Here is a 20,442-nt window from a genome sequence, read left to right on the forward strand (position 1 = left end):
AGCAAGGAGCTTCCAGCATGAAAAAGGTTGAAGCCGTGATCAAGCCGTTCAAACTGGACGAGGTGCGCGAGGCCCTGTCCGAGCTGGGCATCAACGGCCTGACCGTCACCGAAGTCAAGGGCTTTGGCCGCCAGAAGGGCCATACCGAGCTCTATCGCGGCGCCGAATACGTGGTGGACTTTTTACCCAAGGTGAAAGTGGAAGTGATCCTGCCGGACGACCTGGTGGAGCGCGCCATCGAAACCATCGTCGCCACCGCCCGCACCGGCAAGATAGGCGACGGCAAGATCTTCGTCACCCCGGTGGAGCAAGTGGTGCGCATCCGCACCGGCGAAACCAACGAACAGGCGATTTAAGCCCACCGGCAAGCGCCGGAACCCGTTCTCCAAGGCCCCGCTTCCGCGGGGCCTTGTCATTTAATCCAAAGGCCCGAACAGGCAGGTATGCGTATCCTGCCCCGCGGCCACCACCTTGCCGTCCCCGGACATGACGATGTGGCTGCTGCTCCGCTCCTCGCCCGGGCAGAACAGGCGCTGCGTCTTGGGCGCGCCAAAATGCCAGCGCAAAGTGGCGTAGCCGCCCTGCTCCGGCTGGGTGGAGATGCCCGCCACCACGCGGCCGTCCTGACTATAAGCGGTCAGCGTCAGATCGCCGATCACCGGCGAGAACGGCGCCAGCTTGCCGTTTTCCAAGCGCAGCGGGTGCTCTCCGTCCGTAGCGGACGCGCTCAGCCATACGCGGCGGCCATCCTCGGAAACCGAACGCAAGAACATCCCCAGGCTCTCCTTGCGGGTTTCCGCGCGCACCGCCGCCTCCAGATCCGCCTCGCCCTCCGGCGAGATTTGCACGAAGGCGCGCCTATGGTCGTTTTCCCGGTCAAAGGACACAAAAACCGTGCGCCCGTCCGCGGACAAGCCCTCCAACACCGACTTGGCGCGGATCACGCTGACGCTCTCGCCCGCGCGCCAACGCACGGCGTCGCTTTCCGTGAAGATCTTCCCGTCTGCGCCGCTCATGCCGGCCCAGGCCAACACCTGAGCGTCGCGCTGCGCGTCATCCATCTTGCCTTCCGCCTCGACCGGCCACGGCAAGGACTCGCGCCGGCTTGGCTTGCCCTCGTCCGAGTTCCAGACAAAGCCGTGCCACATGCCGGTGTCGGCATGCTTGAAGTAGCCGGCCACATCGCCGCGCCCCAGATGGACGCCGGAAACATGCAGCTGAGTCGCCACGCCATCGCTCATCAGCGGGCTTTCATTCATGAAATCTTGCATGCGCCGCATCCGCCGCAGCGTGTCCAGATCGCCGCGCAGGGCGATGCCGGCCGTTACGGCCCCATCCGCGCTCAGCGCCAGCGGCAGGCTCATGGGCTCCGGCAACAAGCTGAAGCCCTTGCCCTCCACCCATTGGAAGCCGCGCGGCATGGCTCCTTCGTCGCTCAGCAGCCAGCCAATCACCGTGCGGCCGTCGGCGCTGATGTCGGTGACGCCGGACAGCCAGGCCTGGCCGGCAGGCACCAGCGTTTCCAACGTCCCGCCGCGCCGCCAGCGCACCGCCTCCAGCTTGCCGTCCCGGCCGCTTCCAAAAGCCAAGGTCAGGCCGTCTCGCGACATCGCCACATAGCTGGCGGTGAAATAGCCGCCCTTGGGTAAAGGCAGGGCCGCCTCCATTCCCCCCTGACGCAAGCTCAGGCCATTGGCCGAACGCAGCGCCCACAGCTCATGCCAGGGAAAACGCAGCTTGAGCACGTCGATCAAACCCATGGCGGAATCGTTCAGTTCGCCGCCGCCGGCGCTCAGCAGCTGCGCCGAGCCATCGTAGGACAGCTTTTCCGGGTAACGCGCTTTCAATAGGACGAAGTCTGATTTTGCGGCGGCGGCAAGCGGCGCGCACAAGACGGCCAGCGCCAATAGGGAGGCGAAGGTTTTGGACATGGCTAATTATGATTATCAGCTTAAAGGGCGAAACCATATCATCCCGCAGGCATTGCCCTCAAACCCTTGCCCCGCTGCGCCTGCGCGACATCAAACAAAAAGCCCCCGGATTCCGGGGGCTTTCAAACCATTTAAGGTCGGCTTACTTCCACAGCTTCCACCACGGCATGTCCTCGATGGACCAGCCTTCTTTCAGGTATTCGCTATTGGGGTAGTTCAGCGCCAACACGCGCTTGGCGTCGTCGCGCAGCTGCGGCATGGACAGCTTGTCGTAAGCCGCCACCATGATGCCCAACGCCTCTTCCGGATACTTGGTGTTGGCGTAACTCTTCACCACGCCCTGGGCGCGGTTGGCCGCCGCCAGGTAAGCGCCGCGCTTCATGTAATAACGGGCCACGTGCATCTCGTTGCCGCCCAGCGCGTCCAGCAGCCGCTCCATCTTCTTGGAGGCGTCTTCCTTGTAAATGCTGTTGGGGAAGCGCGTCACCAGCTCGCGGAAGGCCGCGAAAGCCTCGCGCGCGGCGCGCGGATCGCGCTCGCTCATGTCCTGACCGGCCCATTTGGCCAGCAGCCCGGAATCATCGTTGTAAAACACCAAGCCTTTCAGATAATAGATGTAGTCCAGGTTTGGATGGGTGGGATGAAGCTTGATAAAACGGTCGGCGGAGGCGATGGCCTGCTCCGGCTCATTATCCTTGTAATGGGTGTAAGCCAGGTCCATCTGCGCCTGCTGGGCGTAGCGCCCGTAAGGGAAACGCGCTTCCAGCGTTTCGTAGAGCTTGACAGCGCGGGTATAATTGCCGCTGTTCAACTCATCATGCGCTTCCGAATACAGCTTTTCCACGGTCCAGCCGCGAGTCTCATCGTAGGTTTCCGTGGTTGCACAACCGGCAAGCCCCATCACCAACATTGCAGCGACAACGTATCTTTTCATGACTGATCCTTACTTTGACCCGGACGATTATAGCGACATCTCGGAAAACGAGGTATCCGCTACACAACAACTTGATGTTCCGCTGTCGCTGTGCGGCGAACGGCTGGACGCCGCGCTGGCGAAATTGATGCCGGAATACTCGCGCAGCCGGCTGACGCAATGGATCAAGGACGGCCATGTGCTGTTGGACGGCAAACCCGCCGCGCCCAAGACCAAAGTGCTGGGCGGCGAAAAGCTGGACGTCACCCTGATGCGCAGCAACGAGGAGATGGCCTTCCAGGCGGAAGCCATGGACCTGCCCATCATCTTTGAAGACGATCATATCCTGGTGATCAACAAACCGGCCGGTTTGGTGGTCCACCCCGCCTCCGGCAACTGGAGCGGCACCCTGCTCAACGGCCTGCTCCACCATTGCCCGGCGCTGGCCCAGGTGCCGCGCGCCGGCATTGTGCACCGTCTGGACAAAGACACGAGCGGCCTGATGGTGGTGGCCAAGACGCTGCCGGCCCAGACCGAGCTGGTGCGCCAGTTGCAGGCGCGCACCGTCAAGCGCATCTACCGCGCCATCGCCGACGGCAACGTGCCGTTTGACGGCACCATAGAAACCCAGATGGGCCGCGATCCGCACAACCGCCTGAAAATGGCCGTGCTGAAGTTTGGCGGCAAACAGGCCATCACCCATGTGCGGGTGCTGGAACGCTTCGCCAGCCACTCCTACATTGAATGCAAGCTGGAAACCGGCCGCACCCACCAGATCCGCGTGCATATGCGCGAGGCCAACCACCCGCTGGCCGGCGATCCGGTCTACGGCAACCTGCGCCACAAGATGGACGAAGGCGTGGCCGCCGTGGTGAAGACGCTGGGCCGCCAGGCGCTGCACGCTTACTCCCTGACCCTGGTGCACCCGGCCAGCGGCGAGGAGCGCAACTGGAAAGCCCCGCTGCCGAACGACCTGCGCCACCTGCTGGACGTGTTGCGCGGAGACGGCGACACCGCCGACGCCGCGCCGCTGCCGCAGTTGCAGGACGAGCCGGAAGACGAGGACTGGGACGAAGAGGACGATGAAGACGACGGCGACGTGGAGGTGATCTATGTCCGCTGAACGGCCCGCCGAACAAGCGCCGGACTGGCTGGAGGCCGGCTGGCCGGCGCCGCCCAATGTGCGCACCCTGATCACCACCCGCAACGGCGGCGTCAGCGCCGCGCCCTTCCACAGCCTGAACCTGGGCCAGCACGTGGGCGACGACCCGGCCGCCGTGGCCGCCAACCGCGCGCTGCTGCGCCAGCAACTGCCGGCGGAGCCGGCCTGGCTGAACCAGGTGCACGGCGTGACGGTGCTGAACGCGGCCGAGGTGGGCGCCCAGCCGCCGGACGCCGACGCCAGCTTCAGCCGCCAAAGCGGCGCGGTGTGCGCGGTGATGACCGCGGACTGCCTGCCGCTCCTGCTGTGCAATAGCGAAGGCACGGTGGTGGCCGCCGCCCACGCCGGCTGGCGCGGGCTGTGCGAGGGCGTGATAGAAGCCGCCGTGGCCGCCTGCCAGGAACGCCCGGCGCGGCTGATGGCCTGGCTGGGCCCCGCCATCGGCCCGGACGCCTTTGAAGTGGGCGCGGAAGTGCGCGCCGCCTTCATGGAACACGACCCCGCCGCCGCTGCCGCCTTCAGCGATATCGGCGACGGCAAATTCCTGGCCGACATCTACGCGCTGGCGCGTCAGCGCCTGAACGCCGCCGGCGTGGAGCAGATCTACGGCGGCGAAGAATGCACGGTGATAGACCGCGCGCGCTTCTTCTCCTACCGCCGTGACGGCCAGACCGGCCGCATGGCCAGCCTGATCTGGCTGGAGTAAGAACCTGTTTACGATCTAAGAGCGTGTTTACGATCTCGCGAGCAAGAGCGAGACAAGGCGAAAACGGCTGAGAAAGTGGAGTGTACATACGGTACATGAGCATTTCGAATCCGGTTTCAACGCCGTATCGCCGACGCGCAGCAGATCGTAAACAGGTTCTAAGCCACCCTCCCCACAGCCCCGCCGCCCACGGGGCTTTTTATTGACCGCGCGGTCGGACAGGCCAAAAACCCAACACACCAATTACGCACCAATTTCCGCCCGTGCGACGCCGTCCGCGCCCTGATGCAAATCCACAACATCTAGTGGCCCGCGCCGCCCTCCCCGCTGCGGCTTGTTTCAGCAAGGTTTCCTGCCTACAGAGTGAAATGTGTCGGCCGGCCAAAAAAAAATCTCAAGCCCCGCAAAGCCAACAACCACGGGCTTTCGCCCCTCGTCCACGCCAAAACAGCCATTAAATCTTCCGCTGTCAAGACTTGTACTGCCCCATACTCAACACTAGAATTTGGGTGTTCCGCGAGCTACAAACAATACATATTGTGTTTACCCACAGCTCGCGCACAGCTTTTCAACAGATTTGTCCACAGCCGGCCTGCCCCTCGGGAAACGCAGCAACGGAAGGACGCAACCACCCACCTTATCGAGGGCTACATGCAATTGACCACCTTTGAAGGGCAGACCGCCGCAGAACTCGGCCGCGCAGCCGCGCCCAAGGCCGATTTCAGCCAGTACAAAACCATCCGTCGCAACGGTGCGGTGGTGCCGTTCGAGCCCGTCAAGATCTCCATCGCCATGACCAAAGCCTTCCTGGCCATCATGGGCCATCAAGGCGCCACCTCCGCCAGCCTGCGCGAAAAAGTCGCCCAGCTGAGCGAACAAGTGGCCAGCGCCCTGATGCGCCGCAAGCCGGAAGGCGGCGCCATCCACATTGAAGACATCCAGGACCAAGTGGAACTGTCTCTGATGCGCTTTGGCGAGCATGATGTAGCCCGCGCCTACGTGCTGTACCGCGAACAGCGCGCCCAAGAGCGCGCCGCCCGCGGCGAAGCGCTGACCCAGGTGCAGATCAATGTGGTGCGCAAAGACGGCCGCAAGCTGCCGCTGGACATCGCCCGCCTGCGCGCCACCATCGAATCCGCCAGCCAGAACCTGGCCGGCATCGATATCGACGCCATCCTGAGCGAAACCCTGAAGAACATCTACGACGGCGTCAGCGAAGACGAAGTCAACAAATCCGCCATCCTGGCCGCCCGCTCCATGATTGAGCAGGACCCGGCTTACGATTACGTGACCGCCCGCCTGCTGCTGAACAACATCCGCCTGGAAATCCTGGGCGAAGCCGTCAGCCAGGAAGAAATGGCCAAGCAGTACGCGCTGTACTTCCCCACCTTCATCAAGAACGGCATCGACGCCGAACTGCTGGATGAAAAACTGGGCGAATACGACCTGAAAAAAATGGGCGCCGCGCTGGACGCCAACCGCGACCTGAAGTTTGGCTACCTGGGCCTGCAAACCCTGTTTGACCGCTACTTCCTGCACGTGGACGGCAACCGCATCGAAATGCCGCAGGCCTTCTACATGCGCGTGGCCATGGGCCTGGCGCTGAACGAAGTGAACCGCGAAGAGCGCGCCATCGAGTTCTACAACGTGCTCTCCAGCTTCGACTTCATGTCGTCCACCCCCACCCTGTTCAACTCCGGCACCCGTCGCAGCCAGCTGTCCAGCTGCTACCTGACCACCATTGCCGACGACCTGGACGGCATCTACGAAGGCATCAAGGAAAACGCCCTGCTGTCCAAGTTTGCCGGCGGCCTGGGCAATGACTGGACCTCCGTGCGCGCCATGGGCTCCCACATCAAGGGCACCAACGGCAAATCCCAAGGCGTGGTGCCGTTCCTGAAAGTGGTCAACGACACCGCCGTGGCGGTGAACCAGGGCGGCAAGCGCAAAGGCGCCGTCTGCGCCTACCTGGAAACCTGGCACGCGGACATTGAAGAATTCCTGGAGCTGCGCAAGAACACCGGCGACGACCGCCGCCGCACCCACGACATGAACACCGCCAACTGGATTCCGGACCTGTTCATGAAGCGCGTGATGGAAGGCGCGGACTGGGCCCTGCTGTCCCCGTCCGAAGCCCCGGACCTGCACGACCTGTACGGCGCGGCCTTCGAGAAGCGCTACAAAGAATACGAAGCCATGGGCGAGCGCGGCGAGCTCAAGGTGTACAAGCGCATCCCGGCGCTGTCCCTGTGGCGCAAAATGCTGACCATGCTGTTTGAAACCGGCCACCCTTGGATGACCTTCAAGGACCCGTGCAATATCCGCAGCCCGCAGCAGCACATGGGCGTGGTGCACAGCTCCAACCTTTGCACCGAGATCACCCTCAACACCAATGAGGACGAAATCGCGGTCTGCAACCTGGGTTCCGTCAACCTGTCCGCCCACCTGAAGGCCGACGGCAGCCTGGACTCCGAAAAACTGCAGCGCACCATCCGCATCGCCCTGCGCATGCTGGACAACGTGATCGACATCAACTTCTACCCGGTGAAGAAGGCGCGCAACTCCAACCTGAAACACCGTCCGGTGGGCATGGGCATCATGGGCTTCCAAGACTGCCTGCACCAGAAGCGCGTGGCCTACGGCTCCGACGCCGCGGTGGAGTTTGCCGACGAATCCATGGAAATGGTGGCCTACTACGCTTACTGGGCCTCCACCGAACTGGCGGAAGAACGCGGCCGCTACCCGTCCTACAAGGGCAGCCTGTGGGACCGCGGCATCCTGCCGCACGACAGCATCAACCTGCTGGCGGCCGAACGCGGCGGCTTCCTGGAAGTGGACCGCAGCGAACGCATGGACTGGAACGCGCTGCGTGAACGCGTGAAAACCCACGGCATGCGCAACAGCAACTGCCTGGCCATCGCGCCCACCGCCACCATCGCCAACATCATCGGCGTATCGGCGAGCATTGAGCCGACCTACCAGAACCTGTTCGTCAAATCCAACCTGTCCGGCGAATTCACCGTCACCAACGAATACCTGGTGCGCGACCTGAAAGCCGCCGGCCTGTGGGACGAAGTGATGGTGGCCGACCTCAAATACTTTGACGGCAGCCTGGGCCAGATCGACCGCGTGCCGGCCGAGCTGAAAGCCATCTACGCCACCGCCTTTGAACTGGACCCGCGCTGGCTGGTGGAAGCGGCCTCCCGCCGCCAGAAGTGGATCGACCAGGCTCAGTCCCTGAACCTGTACATGGCGGGCGCTTCCGGCAAGAAACTGGACGAGCTGTACAAGCACGCCTGGTTGCGCGGCCTGAAAACCACCTACTACCTGCGCACCCTGGCCGCCACCAGCGCCGAGAAATCCACCGGCCGCGGCGGCGAGCTGAACGCGGTGTCCAACAGCCACAGCCAAGCGGCCGCGGCTCCGGAAGCCATGGTGGACAACACCCCGGCCACCGACGCCAAGTTCTGCAGCATCGACAACCCGGATTGCGAGAGCTGCCAATAAGGCGGAAGCAGCCATCCTGGCTTGAACGGCCGGCTCCTTAGAGCTGGCCAACAAGCCCCCAGCCTGGCCCCCGCCAGGCTCCATCTCACAGCCCCCTGCCCGCAGCCGGCTGTGACATGGCCCCGTAATCCGGCCGCCCCACCCATTGGCCAGCCGCCTGCCCGTCCAGACGGCTGGCCAATGGGGAACGCAGCAACAACCCGCGCCAGACCGTAAGGGCAAGGGAAGCCGCACACACACAAAACCAGGGGAAACCGGATGAACATAGAGGAATTTTTCAACAGCTACGCCGTTGGCTACAGCCAGCTGGATGTGCCCCAAGTGACCGCGCACTTCACCGTGCCCTTCACCGCCATCCACCAGGGAGACCTGAGCAGCTGGGAAGACATGGCATCGCTGCGCGACACCACCACTGCCTTGCTGGCGTGGTACCGCAGCCAGGGCTTTCTCAGCGCCAGCCACCAGCTGGACAGCGTGCTGAATTTTGGCGAAGACGCCGCCAGCGCCCGCGTGCGCTGGATTGTGCAGCGCCAGGACCAGCCGGCCTGGGAATACTGCACCGGCTACCACCTGAAACGGGTGGACGGCCAGTGGAAGATTTACGGCCTGGTCCAGTACCAGGACGCGCCGCAGCAGTAAGTAGTGCCCAGCCTCAAGCCGCTTGCCCTCAGGCGGCTTCGGGATGGAAACGCCGGCCGGCCCGCGATGCGGGCGGACGGAAACAGCTCAAGGCCAAGCAAGCAAGCGCGGCGGGTGTTGAGCGGGTTCCAGGAAGACGAGGCCCACGGCCCCGCCGCCACAAGCCAGGCTTCAGCAGGAGGTCAGATGCAAACGTTTGAAAACATCCGGATCAACGGGTTTTGCGAACAAAGAACCCACAACCCAGACAAGCAGTTTGTGCTGTTCAATATGTACCTGACGCTGAACCAGGCCCCGCCCTGCGAATGGAAGGACCTGTTCAACGAAGCCCGCCGCCTGCCGCGCCAGAAAGTGTGGCGCAAAGCCTGGGTGGAAGCGGACGCGCTGGTGGTGTACTGCCAGCCGGAAGAACTGCAGCAGCAAATAGAGCTGCTCAAGCAAGACATAGAACAAGCCAACCGGCAATACCGCCAGCTGCTGAAGCTGCGGCAGCCGCGCGGCAGCCAGGTGGAGCAGGAGGAAAGCAGCGAACGCCAGCTGATCCACCGCCTCAGCCAACAGCTGCGCTTCTGAAAGGACGCCGCTCATGAGCGCCACCGCATTCTGTATCGCCCGCCATGGCGAAAATGGCAAAGACGCAGGCTACCGCAAACTGGGCAGCCTGCACGTGGACCTGGACCCGGTGCCGGCACTTGTCGCCGCGCCGCGCCAGATACAAATACTGCGCAAAAGCAGCCTGCCGCTCAGCCCCAGCCTGGCTGGCGACAAGCAGCCACTGCCGCCCCAAATCACCGCGCCGGACGCGGAGTAAATCCAGACAGGAGCCCTTAATGCTGAACTTTGACGACACCATCGAAACCAAACCGGCCGCCCCCTCCGCGGGCGCCAACGCCGCCGGCCGCGTCAACGTGGTGGACAAAAAAGTGATCAACGGCACCACCGACGTCAACCAGCTCGTGCCCTTCAAACACAAATGGGCATGGGAAAAATACCTGGCCCAATGCGCCAACCACTGGATGCCGCAAGAAGTGAACATGCAGCGCGACATTGAACAGTGGAAAACCGGCCAACTGACCGAAGACGAAATGCGCATCGTCAAGCGCAACCTCGGCTTCTTCGTGACCGCGGACTCCCTGGCCGCCAACAACATCGTGCTGGGCACCTACCGCCAGATCACCAGCCCGGAATGCCGCCAGTTCCTGCTGCGCCAGGCCTTTGACGAAGCCATCCACACCCACGCCTACCAATACATCGTGGAAAGCCTGGGCCTGGACGAAGGCGAAGTCTTCAACGCCTACAACGAAATCAAATCCATCCGCGACAAAGATGAATTCCTGATCCCCTTCATCGACGTACTGTGCGACCCGGCCTTCAAGACCGGCACGCTGGAAAACGACCAGAAGCTGCTCAAATCCCTGATCGTGTTCGCCTGCATCATGGAAGGCCTGTTCTTCTACGTGGGCTTTGTGCAAATCCTGGCGCTGGGCCGCCAGAACAAAATGACCGGCGCCGCGGAACAGTACCAGTACATCCTGCGCGACGAGTCCATGCACTGCAACTTTGGCATCGACCTGATCAACACCATCAAGCTGGAACAGCCGGAAATCTGGACCGAAAGCTTCAAGGCCGAGATCACCGAACTGTTCAAACACGCGGTGGAACTGGAATACGCTTACGCCGAAGACACCATGCCGCGCGGCGTGCTGGGCCTGAACGCCAGCATGTTCAAGGAATACCTGCGCTTCATCGCCAACCGCCGCATGCAGCAGATTGGCCTGGACCAGCTCTATCCCGGCGTGAACAACCCCTTCCCGTGGATGAGCGAGATGATTGACTTGAAGAAAGAGAAGAACTTCTTTGAGACGCGGGTTACTGAGTACCAGACTGGTGGGGCTTTGAGCTGGGATTGAATTTCATTGGAAAAACCTCGCAATGCGAGGTTTTTATTTACTCAATGCTATTTTGTCATAAATAAATTAATGGATTTATTATGAATGAAAATTCCGGTGTGATTCAAGACTTCCTTACGAAGAACTTGAAGCCAACTCGCCTTAGAGGTTCATCAGTAGGGCACTCCACATTAGTAGAGTCTGCTGAAAGCGATAGGGGCAGAGTATTGTACTCAGCAGCATTTCGCCGACTACAACAAAAGGCGCAAGTATTCTCACTTGAGCCCAATGCAGCAGTTCGAAGTCGCCTTACCCACTCATTAGAAGTATCGCAAGTTGGGCGATATATAAGTGACAAGATAATTGAAAAATCCAATATCACAGATACTCAGGTTTCCAAATCTCTTGCAATTTTTGTCGAAACAGCCTGCCTTGCCCATGACATTGGGAACCCCCCATTTGGACACTTTGGTGAGGCCGCAATACAAGAATGGTTCAATGCAAATGGCGAAGAAATAATCAATGCCAGCATTGGTGAAACGAATAATTTAGATGTTCTTCTTCAAGATTTCCGGGAGTTTGATGGAAATCCTCAAGGATTGCGAATTCTATCAAAGCTTCAGTGGAACAATGATGAATTCGGGCTAAATCTCACCACAACAGCTCTGCTATCTTGCATAAAGTACTTGCGTTGCGCAGGTGGTAAAAAGAAGACCATAGACACCATCGACAATAAAGAGAAAGTTGACCCATTATATAAAAAATCTGGTTACTTTATAGCCGAAGAAGAATTGGTAAAACGACTATGGGCAGCACATGATATAGAAAAGGACAACCCATACAGATTTCCTCTTTCCGCAATCATGGAGGCCGCAGATGATATTTCATATTGCATTAGCGACCTTGAAGATAGCGTTGAAAAAGGCATAGTCTCATTGCACCATGCATCATGCTGGATTAAAAAAGAATGGGACACTAAGAAAAATGATATTTGCGAAGGCAGTTTAACTACCCAGCTAGATGCAATGATCTCAAAAATATACTCCCAATGGGGTGAGAATTTTTTTGAAAACATTGACTACACTTTCACAGACTTCAGAACATCAGTCACTAGATCCCTGGTTGAATTCGCATCATCCAACTTCATTGATCTGGTGGAAACAAAAAAACCAATCAGCACGCTGCTTCCGGAGAATTCATCCGCAAACGTATTTCTTGAACTTTTAAAAGAATATTGCCGCAAGTACGTGTACTGCGATCAAAGCGTTGAACTCATTGAGTACGCAGGGTACACCGCAATATCTGGGCTTCTAGAAATATTCAAACCACTATTAAAATGCAACAAAGATCGGTTTGAGCGCTCTTTAGAATCAGAGACAAAAGATGGCAATGGAAAAACCATTGTTTTAGAGAGAAAATTACTTCGCCTATTTCCTGAAAAACACATCAAAGCTTATAAAAATTTTTCCACACAAGAATCACTAAGAGATTTATCAAGTGATGAAATTGAATGGCTGGCACGCGCACATTTGATTGTTGACTTTCTCTCAGGAATGACCGACGATTATAGCATTGAGCTATACAGAACACTATCAGGCATTAAAACATTGTGACAATACCATCCAATCATCCATATTGGATTTTCCATGAAATTGCAAAATCCAATATGGATATATCGATGTTCTGCATAAGCAAGTACATCTACATTCCAAACACCATTAATGACAATCGCATTTCTCTAAAAATACCCAAAGAGCAAATGCTAAATGAAGAATTCATCAACATCACCCTTAACAATTTATTACCAGAAGAGAATATTGCAATTCATTCAAATATATATATGAATGATGGGACAATGCTGCACCTCCCAATGATTGATATGCACACTGGTTCTAAGGCACACCTTGAGAAGGTTAATAGCGTTCTCCCCCATATTTTGAGAAATGAGATTAAGTGGTATAGCAGCGGTCGCTCTTTTCATGGCTATGGTGAAACGCTCATCAGCCATGAAGAATGGGTAAAGCTAATGGGTAGGCTTTTGCTATGCAACCAGACAAATATGGCACCAACCGTAGATCCCCGATGGATTGGACATAGATTAATTGCGGGCTATGCCTCCTTGCGGTGGACAAAAAATGGAGAGCACTATCTTGCAATGCCATCCCAATTGCAACTTCCCCATTAATTGATCATTACTGTACGTACGTACCCTGCCACTTCGTGCGCAGGGCAACGCATCACCTACCTCGTACACGGAATTGCCACGATAGGTTCGTGGCTGGGCATGCGAAGCCCAGCGTTTATCACGCGGCAGATAAATCTATAATCTCACAAATTCAACAAGGGCCATTTAAAAGAAAAACTTCCCGGGTTTCAGCATGCGCCGCGCTAACTGCGCAGCACTTGAACAGATAACAGCTTAAAACCTGAGGTGCATCATAAATATTCTACTCTTTTAAAAATCACGTTCCAGGCTGACACCCAAAGAGATAGGGGCATCTGTAACCGCCCCCCATCTTCCTCTTACACTTCCTCCAAATGGTCTTGACTCAAAAACACCCCTGCTCCAGATGACGATGCTTCCATAATCGCTACTATCTCAGGTTGATAGATGTAAGTTTTGAATCCAACAGCAAGAATATCATCAATACAGCTTATAATTTTTGAAATACACGAAGCTGGAATTTCCAAAACTGGTACAGCAGCATCATCCCAAAAAACATAAAGACATCCACTTTCCTTATTGAATTCATCCAACAGCCTCCTGGCCTCCCCTCTCTTCGACAAGTACCCATTACCGATTTGAAGACTGCCAGATACTGAAAATTGAAATTTCTTTTCAATATCAGAAAAAATAACTTCAGCATCGCTGGCATTTATAACATTCGCATCACCACCCAAAGCTTGCAAACATTCGGCAAATAAAACTGACATAGGCATCTCCAAAGCCAAGTTACTATCCATTCTACCTGACTGGATTGACCCCAAGCAGCCACACTGTTAAATTGACCGCTGGTGCTCAACACACCTCTCCGTCAGCGGTTAGCCCGCGCCCGTAAGTCGTGGCTTTTTTGCGTCCATAGGTTTCTTGTCGTGCCGCTATCCTGGCACGTCCAAAGCTTATGGTCGGGTAGCGTGCAGCCATACAATACCCCGGCAACGGGGGAAATCTGCGGGCCGTCTGACGGCGGTGTTGAAGTGCCCGGCCGCCCCTCTCAACAGGGGGCGCTTTAGACAAAACCGTCAGGAGTCCATAACCATGGATGCTCGTCTTATGTTTGTCGCCTCTATCTTCCCTCCCCTTATTTGTTCTCCCCACCGCCTATCACATGCCTGCTTGCGCTTGCGCGCCCCGTATCGCCGTGCGTTTTTGGCAACACGGTTTGCGCGCCTCACTGGGGAGGCCCGGCGATGAATACTGCGATCGGTCTGGAAGTGAATACGCCGCTACGCCTGGATTTCGCCAAAGGTTTGGCAATGCGGGTGCTGCGGCGGCCGGAGGGATTCTGGTTTCTCGCGGCGGAGGTGGCTGCGTCCATGAAGCTGGAGGTGAAGGATTTGCAGCAAGCCTTGGGCGAGCCGCTGGGACAATCCTTCTGCCTGACGGATGAGGCGGAGCCGGTGTTATGCCTGTCCGAGGGCGAGCTGGACGAGGTGTTCCGCCGCATCAGGAAGCCAGGCGCGCGGCGGCTGCGGCGCTGGTGGCTGGAGGAAACCCGCCCGGCCTTGCTGCATCAGGATGCCGCGGCTGGCACAGCGGAAGCCCTGCACCTGGCTCTCGCCCTCGCCGCGGAGGCGGCGCAACAGGTCAGCCGCGCGGTGCTGGACACCGTGCTGCGCGAACCCGGCCCATGGCTGCATTCACGCTGGGTGCTGACACTGGATTACGCGCCCAACAACCGGCAGCGCTGGCCGCACGGCAGGCTGATCGGCCTGAACAACAGCGTCTCCACGCTCAGCGGCCTGGCGGAGCTAATCGCCCCGCCCGGCAAGATGCCGGTCAGCAAGGCGGAACTGGTGAAGCTAGCCACCGCCTGCCAGTTGCGTTTGGCAGAGCGCATAGGCAGTTAGAGCGGCTGATAAAATCCCTGATGCTGCGTTGCGCCGACTTGCCGTAATCAATGTACTGTCTACGTCGGCGCGCCTTGCCTCAGCCGTAAAACTGAGTTTTGTTAGCCACTCTTAGTCGGCTAATCGCGCAGCGTAATAAGAAACACCGCTTCACTATTGCGAAGCGGTGTTTTCGTCAAAAGAGTCCTAGTAGTTTACATGCGACCTACCCGTCGGCTTCTTTCTCAAAGTATTGACTTGGATATGCGGCCAGCGCGTCACTTGCCCGTTGGAGCCGAACATGAACTCAAAAAATAGCACTTGTTCATATTGAAGCTGCAATACCTCACAGCCGTCACTGTCTATCACCGTTTGTATCCACAAGTTCAGATTCATCTCGGTAACATTGGCAAAGGTGCTCACAAAGGGCGTATTTAAAACCCCGCCTTGCGGCCCGCCATTGTGTTTGCTGCTGAGCTGAATCAACGTGTATTTTTTGATGCGCTGGTCTTTGATCACATCACGCAGCCGCAAATCCGGGCGTACGGAATACGGGTAGTTTGGGTCAGCGACAATCCGTTGGAAATAAGTCAGATTGCTGTCCGGCTGGGTGGCCGGCAATGACTTGTCAAACGCCCAAGCCGGCGCGGGTTCATCCAGATTAAGCGGCGCGGCCGGCGTGCCCTCCTGAACCGACAGCAGTGCGGCTGCGCCCATGCTGGGTGAAATGGCGAGCGGAGACCCAGCCAGGGGCACGGGGTTGGCAGCAACGGCAGCCGGCACCGTATTATTGTCTTGCGGCGGCGGAGTCGTTGGCCACGAGTTGCTAAAAGGCTGAGTCCAACAGTCGGTGCCGGTGGGATATTCCGGTTTGCCTGGAATGTCCGCCTGAAATCCGCCGGTGATCATCATCGCACTGCCATGGGGTATGGTCCCGCTACGCGCAATGGAATAAGGCGGCACATAATTTGGCCCGTTGGCGCCGGCGCCAATGGCAATCCCAGGGAAACCGTTATCAGAAATGACGGATTCCTCGGTAGCAGCATGGTTGTACATCGGGTTCATCCACAAATACATGCCATCTTCTTCGTGAATGCCCACGCCGTCACTGACGCGTTGTATGCTTTGATTGTATTTCACCGCGCCCGCGAACTGCTCGTTGGTACCGCCCCGATTCCGCACCCCGCCATCCACCAGGGAAAACGTGAGTTCTTCGGTATAGTTTTCACAGAGGAAGTGGAATATGCCGAAAATGGTTTCAGAATTTGTCCCTGGAGACGGCATACAGGTGGTATGCAAGCCCCATCCCAGATTCGTCTTATCCGGATTGTAGTTAACCCATGTGCCTTCCAGCTGCTTCAGCACACCATAATCAGCCGGCTGATCCAGTACTTTATCCGAATATTCCGGATAGGGCGGAGCCGGCGTTTGAACCACATTGTTTTCAGGCATACACACCTCGCATGATCATTCATTTTGATAAAGGGCGGTGCAGCGAAAAGACGATAAAAGCCGTGTCAGCTTTACGGGACTTGCTATACAAATAAAAACACACCAATGAAAAGCTGGGTTTCTAGCAAAATTTGTATTTGCGTGGCTGAAATATTCTGCAAATCTCCAGCCCGGAGATGAACCAAATTCCACCATACAAAAATCCTAGCACTAGACATGACAATGTCAAGACAAATTCTATTGATTATTTTATTGTGAATAAAGAACGTCTAAGTTAGGTGAAATTTTCTGAGAAACCATCTTTGGAGAGAATGCGGTCATGGGGACGGTAGAACCGAAACCCAAGCACAGTGGAGGTGATGTCGCCCTCCCGGGCGATTGTGGTGCAGCCGCCGTCTTCCATCCACCGACGGGAACGACCTGGCGTGCCTTTGTTGGAACCGGCACGCCTCGGGGTGTAGGAGGCGCAGCGCACACTAGATACGTTCTATTGATGCCGGGCTGTTGACGATTTCCTTAAGATCTCGAAGCGTCCGCCCTATCATCTGGAATGCCTCGCTCCCGTCGTAACGCAGGGATGATTCATATCGGGCATAACCACTTGTGTCATTGCGGACTGCGGATAGCCAGTTAAACGAGCCGATCACCAACCAAGCGTAATCAACCAGCACCAACTTGCTGTGTACGCCTTGCGACTGGGCAACCCGTACCTTGGCGCCTGCCGCTTTCAAGCGCTCGATACATTGCGCGTACTCGGCTTTGGCCCTCTGGTTCAACATCGGGTCCGATACAACCGTCACGCTGACACCCCGCTCCACGGCCTTACTCACCTTCTCCAGCACCCGGTCTGCCCCTATGGCTGCGGAGGTGAGAAAGGGAGATACGATGACAAGCCGGTTACGGGCGGCTTCGAATGCTTCGGCCAACACTGAGCGATGCGCATCAAGATCCCGGATGAGCGCCGCTGGCGCCATGTCGAACCCAGGAACCAATAACTCAACGGGCACATCGGATATTTCGTTGCCGCCGCCGTTGAACAGGCTTTTACCTACAATCGCGGACGGATGCTCACCGATAGGTTGGAAAAGATGCATATTGCCGAAGACCAGAAAAGCATCCTGCGCGCGGGATATCGCGACGTTCAAGATAGACGGATCTAGGTCAAAGAAGGCCTCTCCTGGCACGGTGTCTAGACCGTAGGTTGGCGAAAACACGACTATCCTGCGCTCCGCACCTTGCAGGGCATGAACGGTGCCAACCGTTATGCCGTGGTCCTTGCCTAGCTCGCTTTCCAGCGCACGGCGCACCGTGCGCGCCTGGGCGGCGAACGGCGTGATCACCGCAACCAGTTCGCCAAACGACTTGCCACTCTCCTGGTACGCGTCCTCTATTTGTGTCTTGCGCTGTCCCAACCATTTGGCGATGGCCGCCGCCTCTGTCCGGTTGAATAAGCTGGTGCCGCTGCGCGATGCCACACCAGGAATGTGGACATAGCCTACGCTCGGCGTAATACGCCGCGGCCCTTCCTCCCGGCAAGGCTGTAGTAGCCCGCCATAGGCCAGGCGATTGCAGATCGTAATGATCTCAGACCAACATCGCCTGTGCTCCTGGAGGAACATGCCCCGGCCCCGCGCCGGATGTTTCGAATACGGCGTCGCACGCTGGGCTAGCCGCATCAGGCTGCTCGCGGAAACATCCAACCCAGACTTATGAAAATAGGTAGATTCGGACATCGAGGGAATCACGCCATGCCGCCAGGCATTCGCCAAATCGATAGGCTGCGGGATAGCCCAGATGGGCTTAATCTGGTCGACATCGCCCACCACGAGTGCCTGCTTGGCCAATGCGAAGGAGACCATGCCAATTTCCAACGGCACCTGGCCGGCCTCATCTACGATGAGCAGATCGATGCCATCATACAGCGGCTTAGGTTCGCCGCTATATCCGGTAAAACGGTTCGGCAAGGAATAAAGCGTTGTGACAAAGCATGGAAACAACTTAGCCAAGCGCCGGTATTGACGTAGCAATTTGTCGGGCGCTTTGCTGTCACCCATGCCGGTGGAGCCGCGCAATTGCCCCTCAACCTCGAGAAGGTAGCGTGCCTCCCAATAATGGGTGGCCAGTTTGAACGCATCGTAGCGAGCGCCTTTATCCAAGGCGGTTTGAATCGTTTCGACAGTCAACTCGCCCAATTCCGGCACAAGCTTCCTGAGAGCCGCCACCGCGCGCATCAAATTGTCCCTGGCCGCTTTAGCGCCTTGAACCTCGTATTTAGCGCCCTCGAGACCCACTTCTTCAGCCGCTAAGAGGCTGAGCAAAACCACATCCGTCTCCGGCCGCTGCCGCTGTTCGCGGAAACGACTGCCTACCAGCTCTCCGTGACTGATTTCCCGCTCCGCCCAAAACGCGGCGTCGCGCCGCAGCCGTGGAGACTGAAGGCGGAAGCCCGCCAGCAGGCTCATCCACCATGGCTCGCTGGCGCAATGAGTCATCCATTGCACGCGCAAAGCCTTCAGGTCTCCAATCCGCTTTTCCGCCGCAACGCTCTCTATTTGACGGTTGTTCAGTTCCGCGTCCGCAGCGGTCAACGTAGACAAAATCACTTCGCCACACAACGCTTGCCCCTGTATCGCGTCTGCCAGGAACTCCATAGCCCGCAAGGCATCCTGGACCTGAGCGGTGCAAGCGGTCAGTTCTGCCTTCAGCAGTACGAGAACCCGGTCGAGCGAGAGCGAAGCCTCTCCGGGGAAGGCCTTCTGCGCGTGCCCCAGAAAGACTTCGAGCGCGCTTGCAAAGCCCTCTTCGGTTTCATAGGCCTGGGCTTCATAAATGGCGTCCTTGCCCATCCCTTTCATGGCATGAACGGGAAAATTCTCTTTCGCCTCTTTCGACCTTGCGGGGAGATACATGCCATAGCTATCAAGGCCGCTCAGCCATCGTCCGGCAAATGGCGACGTCCCCTCATCATCCACTTCGGCGAAAGCTCGCAAGATATTGAGTACCGCCTGATTATTGGTTGACGTCGCTACAATAATCGGTGGTTCGGCATCAGCCAACGCGGCGGACACCCACGCGCTTGCGATCGCACTGAGGAGCAGCGTGGTCTTGCCTGTCCCGGGCGGGCCATCAACCGCCAAAATAGGTGAAGACTGGTTCGACAGATGGTGCGCTAGCGACTCGCGCTGCGAATCGGCCAAACCGTATCGATGCTCCATCTGACCAATATGTAAGCGGGAAGCGCTCCATTGCGCGCGCGTATCCAGTAAATCCCGGTCCGTAGCCGCTTGTACCAACTGTTCCAGAAGCGGGAGTTCCGGCGCATCCGCTCCCCGTAAGCTGTCGACAAGGGCTTCGATAAAGAAAGTTGCCGAGCCGGCTCCGCGCGGCATAAACACGGCGATATCGAGCGGCTCGTAAGCGTCAATCTCCAACTCGTCCAGAGTGCTTCCCGTCAACTCATTCAGCAGTTGATCAGCTTGCTCCAGCAGAGACTTCCAATCGGTTTTCGCCGGGGCCAATCTTGAATAGGCCGAATCAGCGTCATCGACGGTGCCGATAACCACCTCGGAGGATGTGGGTTCAAGCAAATTTCGCGGGACAAGAACGGGGAACTCGACTTTGTCGTCGACGACGATCTCGCCATTTTGGCAAATCTTCGCCGAGATGATGACTGGGGCAACCCTGGCGGGCCGACGCGTATCCGCACGCCCATGCTCAGTGCGCAAGCTGAAAACTCTTGGACAGATCAGGACGGGAATGGGCCATAACCTGTCATCCGCGGTCCCCTTTGAACGGCTTTTTACTTTTCTGAACAGCGTTTTTGTCGCGTGTTCGCCGATGCTGCCGCTCAGCAGCAGCTCCTCCTGAGTCTCTACGACATCATCGCTGCGTAAATCCGGTGACAAACGAGCCGCATCGGCCAAAGATGCGTGAATATAGCTTAAGTACTTCTGCAAAACGTCAGTCATCTTCCCATTCTCTTTATTCTCTACGAGGACAGCTAAGGCCCTCTCCCACATACCTCAAACCCAGCAAAACCTGAAATTCTGGCGCATGGAGTCCTCGACGGTTTTGCAAAAACACATAAAACCAAAAGCATATTCCATACAACTAACAATGTCACACGACTAATATCAAACCCGTTGCTGTCTACCTAAGCATTTCCTTCAAAAAGCCGCTCTCTTCTTGAGGCC

The 20,442-nt window shown here is 57.5% G+C and carries 16 protein-coding genes; 11 read left to right on the forward strand and 5 right to left on the reverse strand.

Annotated features, from left to right (window positions below; genetic code table 11):
- Positions 1-17: 17 nt before the first annotated feature.
- Complete coding sequence (locus tag ACODSD_RS07535) at positions 18-356, forward strand: P-II family nitrogen regulator (protein WP_019100167.1); 339 nt, start codon at positions 18-20, stop codon at positions 354-356.
- Positions 357-416: 60 nt separating this feature from the next.
- On the opposite strand, the gene ACODSD_RS07540 is transcribed toward ACODSD_RS07535, so the two are convergent.
- Positions 417-1,931, reverse strand: a complete 1,515-nt coding sequence (locus ACODSD_RS07540; RefSeq protein WP_488877089.1) for a hypothetical protein — start codon at positions 1,929-1,931, stop codon at positions 417-419.
- 142 nt (positions 1,932-2,073) lie between these two features.
- On the reverse strand, positions 2,074-2,865 hold the full coding sequence (locus tag ACODSD_RS07545) for an outer membrane protein assembly factor BamD (protein WP_107798797.1): 792 nt from the start codon (positions 2,863-2,865) through the stop codon (positions 2,074-2,076).
- Here ACODSD_RS07545 and rluD point away from each other — a divergent pair.
- The 9 genes from rluD to ACODSD_RS07590 all read left to right on the forward strand — a co-directional run bounded on the left by rluD (position 2,864) and on the right by ACODSD_RS07590 (position 12,932).
- Positions 2,864-3,967: a 23S rRNA pseudouridine(1911/1915/1917) synthase RluD gene (gene rluD, locus ACODSD_RS07550; RefSeq protein WP_488877090.1), complete on the forward strand. Its 1,104-nt coding sequence runs from the start codon at positions 2,864-2,866 to the stop codon at positions 3,965-3,967. The genes ACODSD_RS07545 and rluD overlap by 2 nt on opposite strands.
- Positions 3,957-4,712, forward strand: a complete 756-nt coding sequence (gene pgeF / locus ACODSD_RS07555; RefSeq protein WP_488877091.1) for a peptidoglycan editing factor PgeF — start codon at positions 3,957-3,959, stop codon at positions 4,710-4,712. The genes rluD and pgeF overlap by 11 nt, the downstream gene beginning before the upstream one ends.
- A gap of 651 nt (positions 4,713-5,363) precedes the next feature.
- Positions 5,364-8,219 carry a ribonucleoside-diphosphate reductase subunit alpha gene (locus tag ACODSD_RS07560; protein WP_488877092.1) on the forward strand — a complete coding sequence of 952 codons (2,856 nt, stop codon included), beginning with the start codon at positions 5,364-5,366 and terminating at the stop codon, positions 8,217-8,219.
- Between the two features lie 258 nt (positions 8,220-8,477).
- Positions 8,478-8,858, forward strand: a complete 381-nt coding sequence (locus ACODSD_RS07565) for a DUF6841 family protein (protein WP_107798793.1) — start codon at positions 8,478-8,480, stop codon at positions 8,856-8,858.
- A gap of 186 nt (positions 8,859-9,044) precedes the next feature.
- Positions 9,045-9,431: a hypothetical protein gene (locus tag ACODSD_RS07570; protein WP_019102819.1), complete on the forward strand. Its 387-nt coding sequence runs from the start codon at positions 9,045-9,047 to the stop codon at positions 9,429-9,431.
- Positions 9,432-9,444: 13 nt separating this feature from the next.
- Entirely contained in the window at positions 9,445-9,669 is a 225-nt protein-coding gene (locus tag ACODSD_RS07575; RefSeq protein ID WP_107798792.1) for a hypothetical protein, read from the forward strand.
- Between the two features lie 19 nt (positions 9,670-9,688).
- Positions 9,689-10,768: a ribonucleotide-diphosphate reductase subunit beta gene (locus ACODSD_RS07580; RefSeq protein WP_048410338.1), complete on the forward strand. Its 1,080-nt coding sequence runs from the start codon at positions 9,689-9,691 to the stop codon at positions 10,766-10,768.
- Between the two features lie 80 nt (positions 10,769-10,848).
- Entirely contained in the window at positions 10,849-12,360 is a 1,512-nt protein-coding gene (gene dgt / locus ACODSD_RS07585) for a dGTPase (RefSeq protein WP_488877093.1), read from the forward strand.
- Between the two features lie 65 nt (positions 12,361-12,425).
- Positions 12,426-12,932 carry a primase 1D-like protein gene (locus ACODSD_RS07590; protein WP_488877094.1) on the forward strand — a complete coding sequence of 169 codons (507 nt, stop codon included), beginning with the start codon at positions 12,426-12,428 and terminating at the stop codon, positions 12,930-12,932.
- A gap of 338 nt (positions 12,933-13,270) precedes the next feature.
- Here the strand turns inward: ACODSD_RS07590 and ACODSD_RS07595 are convergent, their stop codons facing one another.
- Complete coding sequence (locus ACODSD_RS07595) at positions 13,271-13,699, reverse strand: CDI toxin immunity protein (protein ID WP_488877095.1); 429 nt, start codon at positions 13,697-13,699, stop codon at positions 13,271-13,273.
- Between the two features lie 459 nt (positions 13,700-14,158).
- Here ACODSD_RS07595 and ACODSD_RS07600 point away from each other — a divergent pair, with 459 nt between their 5' ends.
- Complete coding sequence (locus ACODSD_RS07600; protein WP_488877096.1) at positions 14,159-14,818, forward strand: BRO-N domain-containing protein; 660 nt, start codon at positions 14,159-14,161, stop codon at positions 14,816-14,818.
- A 186-nt stretch (positions 14,819-15,004) separates the two neighbouring features.
- Here ACODSD_RS07600 and ACODSD_RS07605 read toward each other — a convergent pair whose 3' ends face one another.
- Positions 15,005-16,249, reverse strand: a complete 1,245-nt coding sequence (locus ACODSD_RS07605) for a peroxidase, FMP-type (RefSeq protein ID WP_488877097.1) — start codon at positions 16,247-16,249, stop codon at positions 15,005-15,007.
- A 476-nt stretch (positions 16,250-16,725) separates the two neighbouring features.
- A complete protein-coding gene (locus tag ACODSD_RS07610) occupies positions 16,726-20,217 on the reverse strand; it encodes an AAA domain-containing protein (protein WP_488877098.1) in 3,492 nt (1,163 codons plus the stop codon).
- Between the last annotated feature and the right edge of the window lie 225 nt (positions 20,218-20,442).

The sequence above is a fragment of the Chromobacterium sp. FG22 genome (assembly GCF_057809415.1).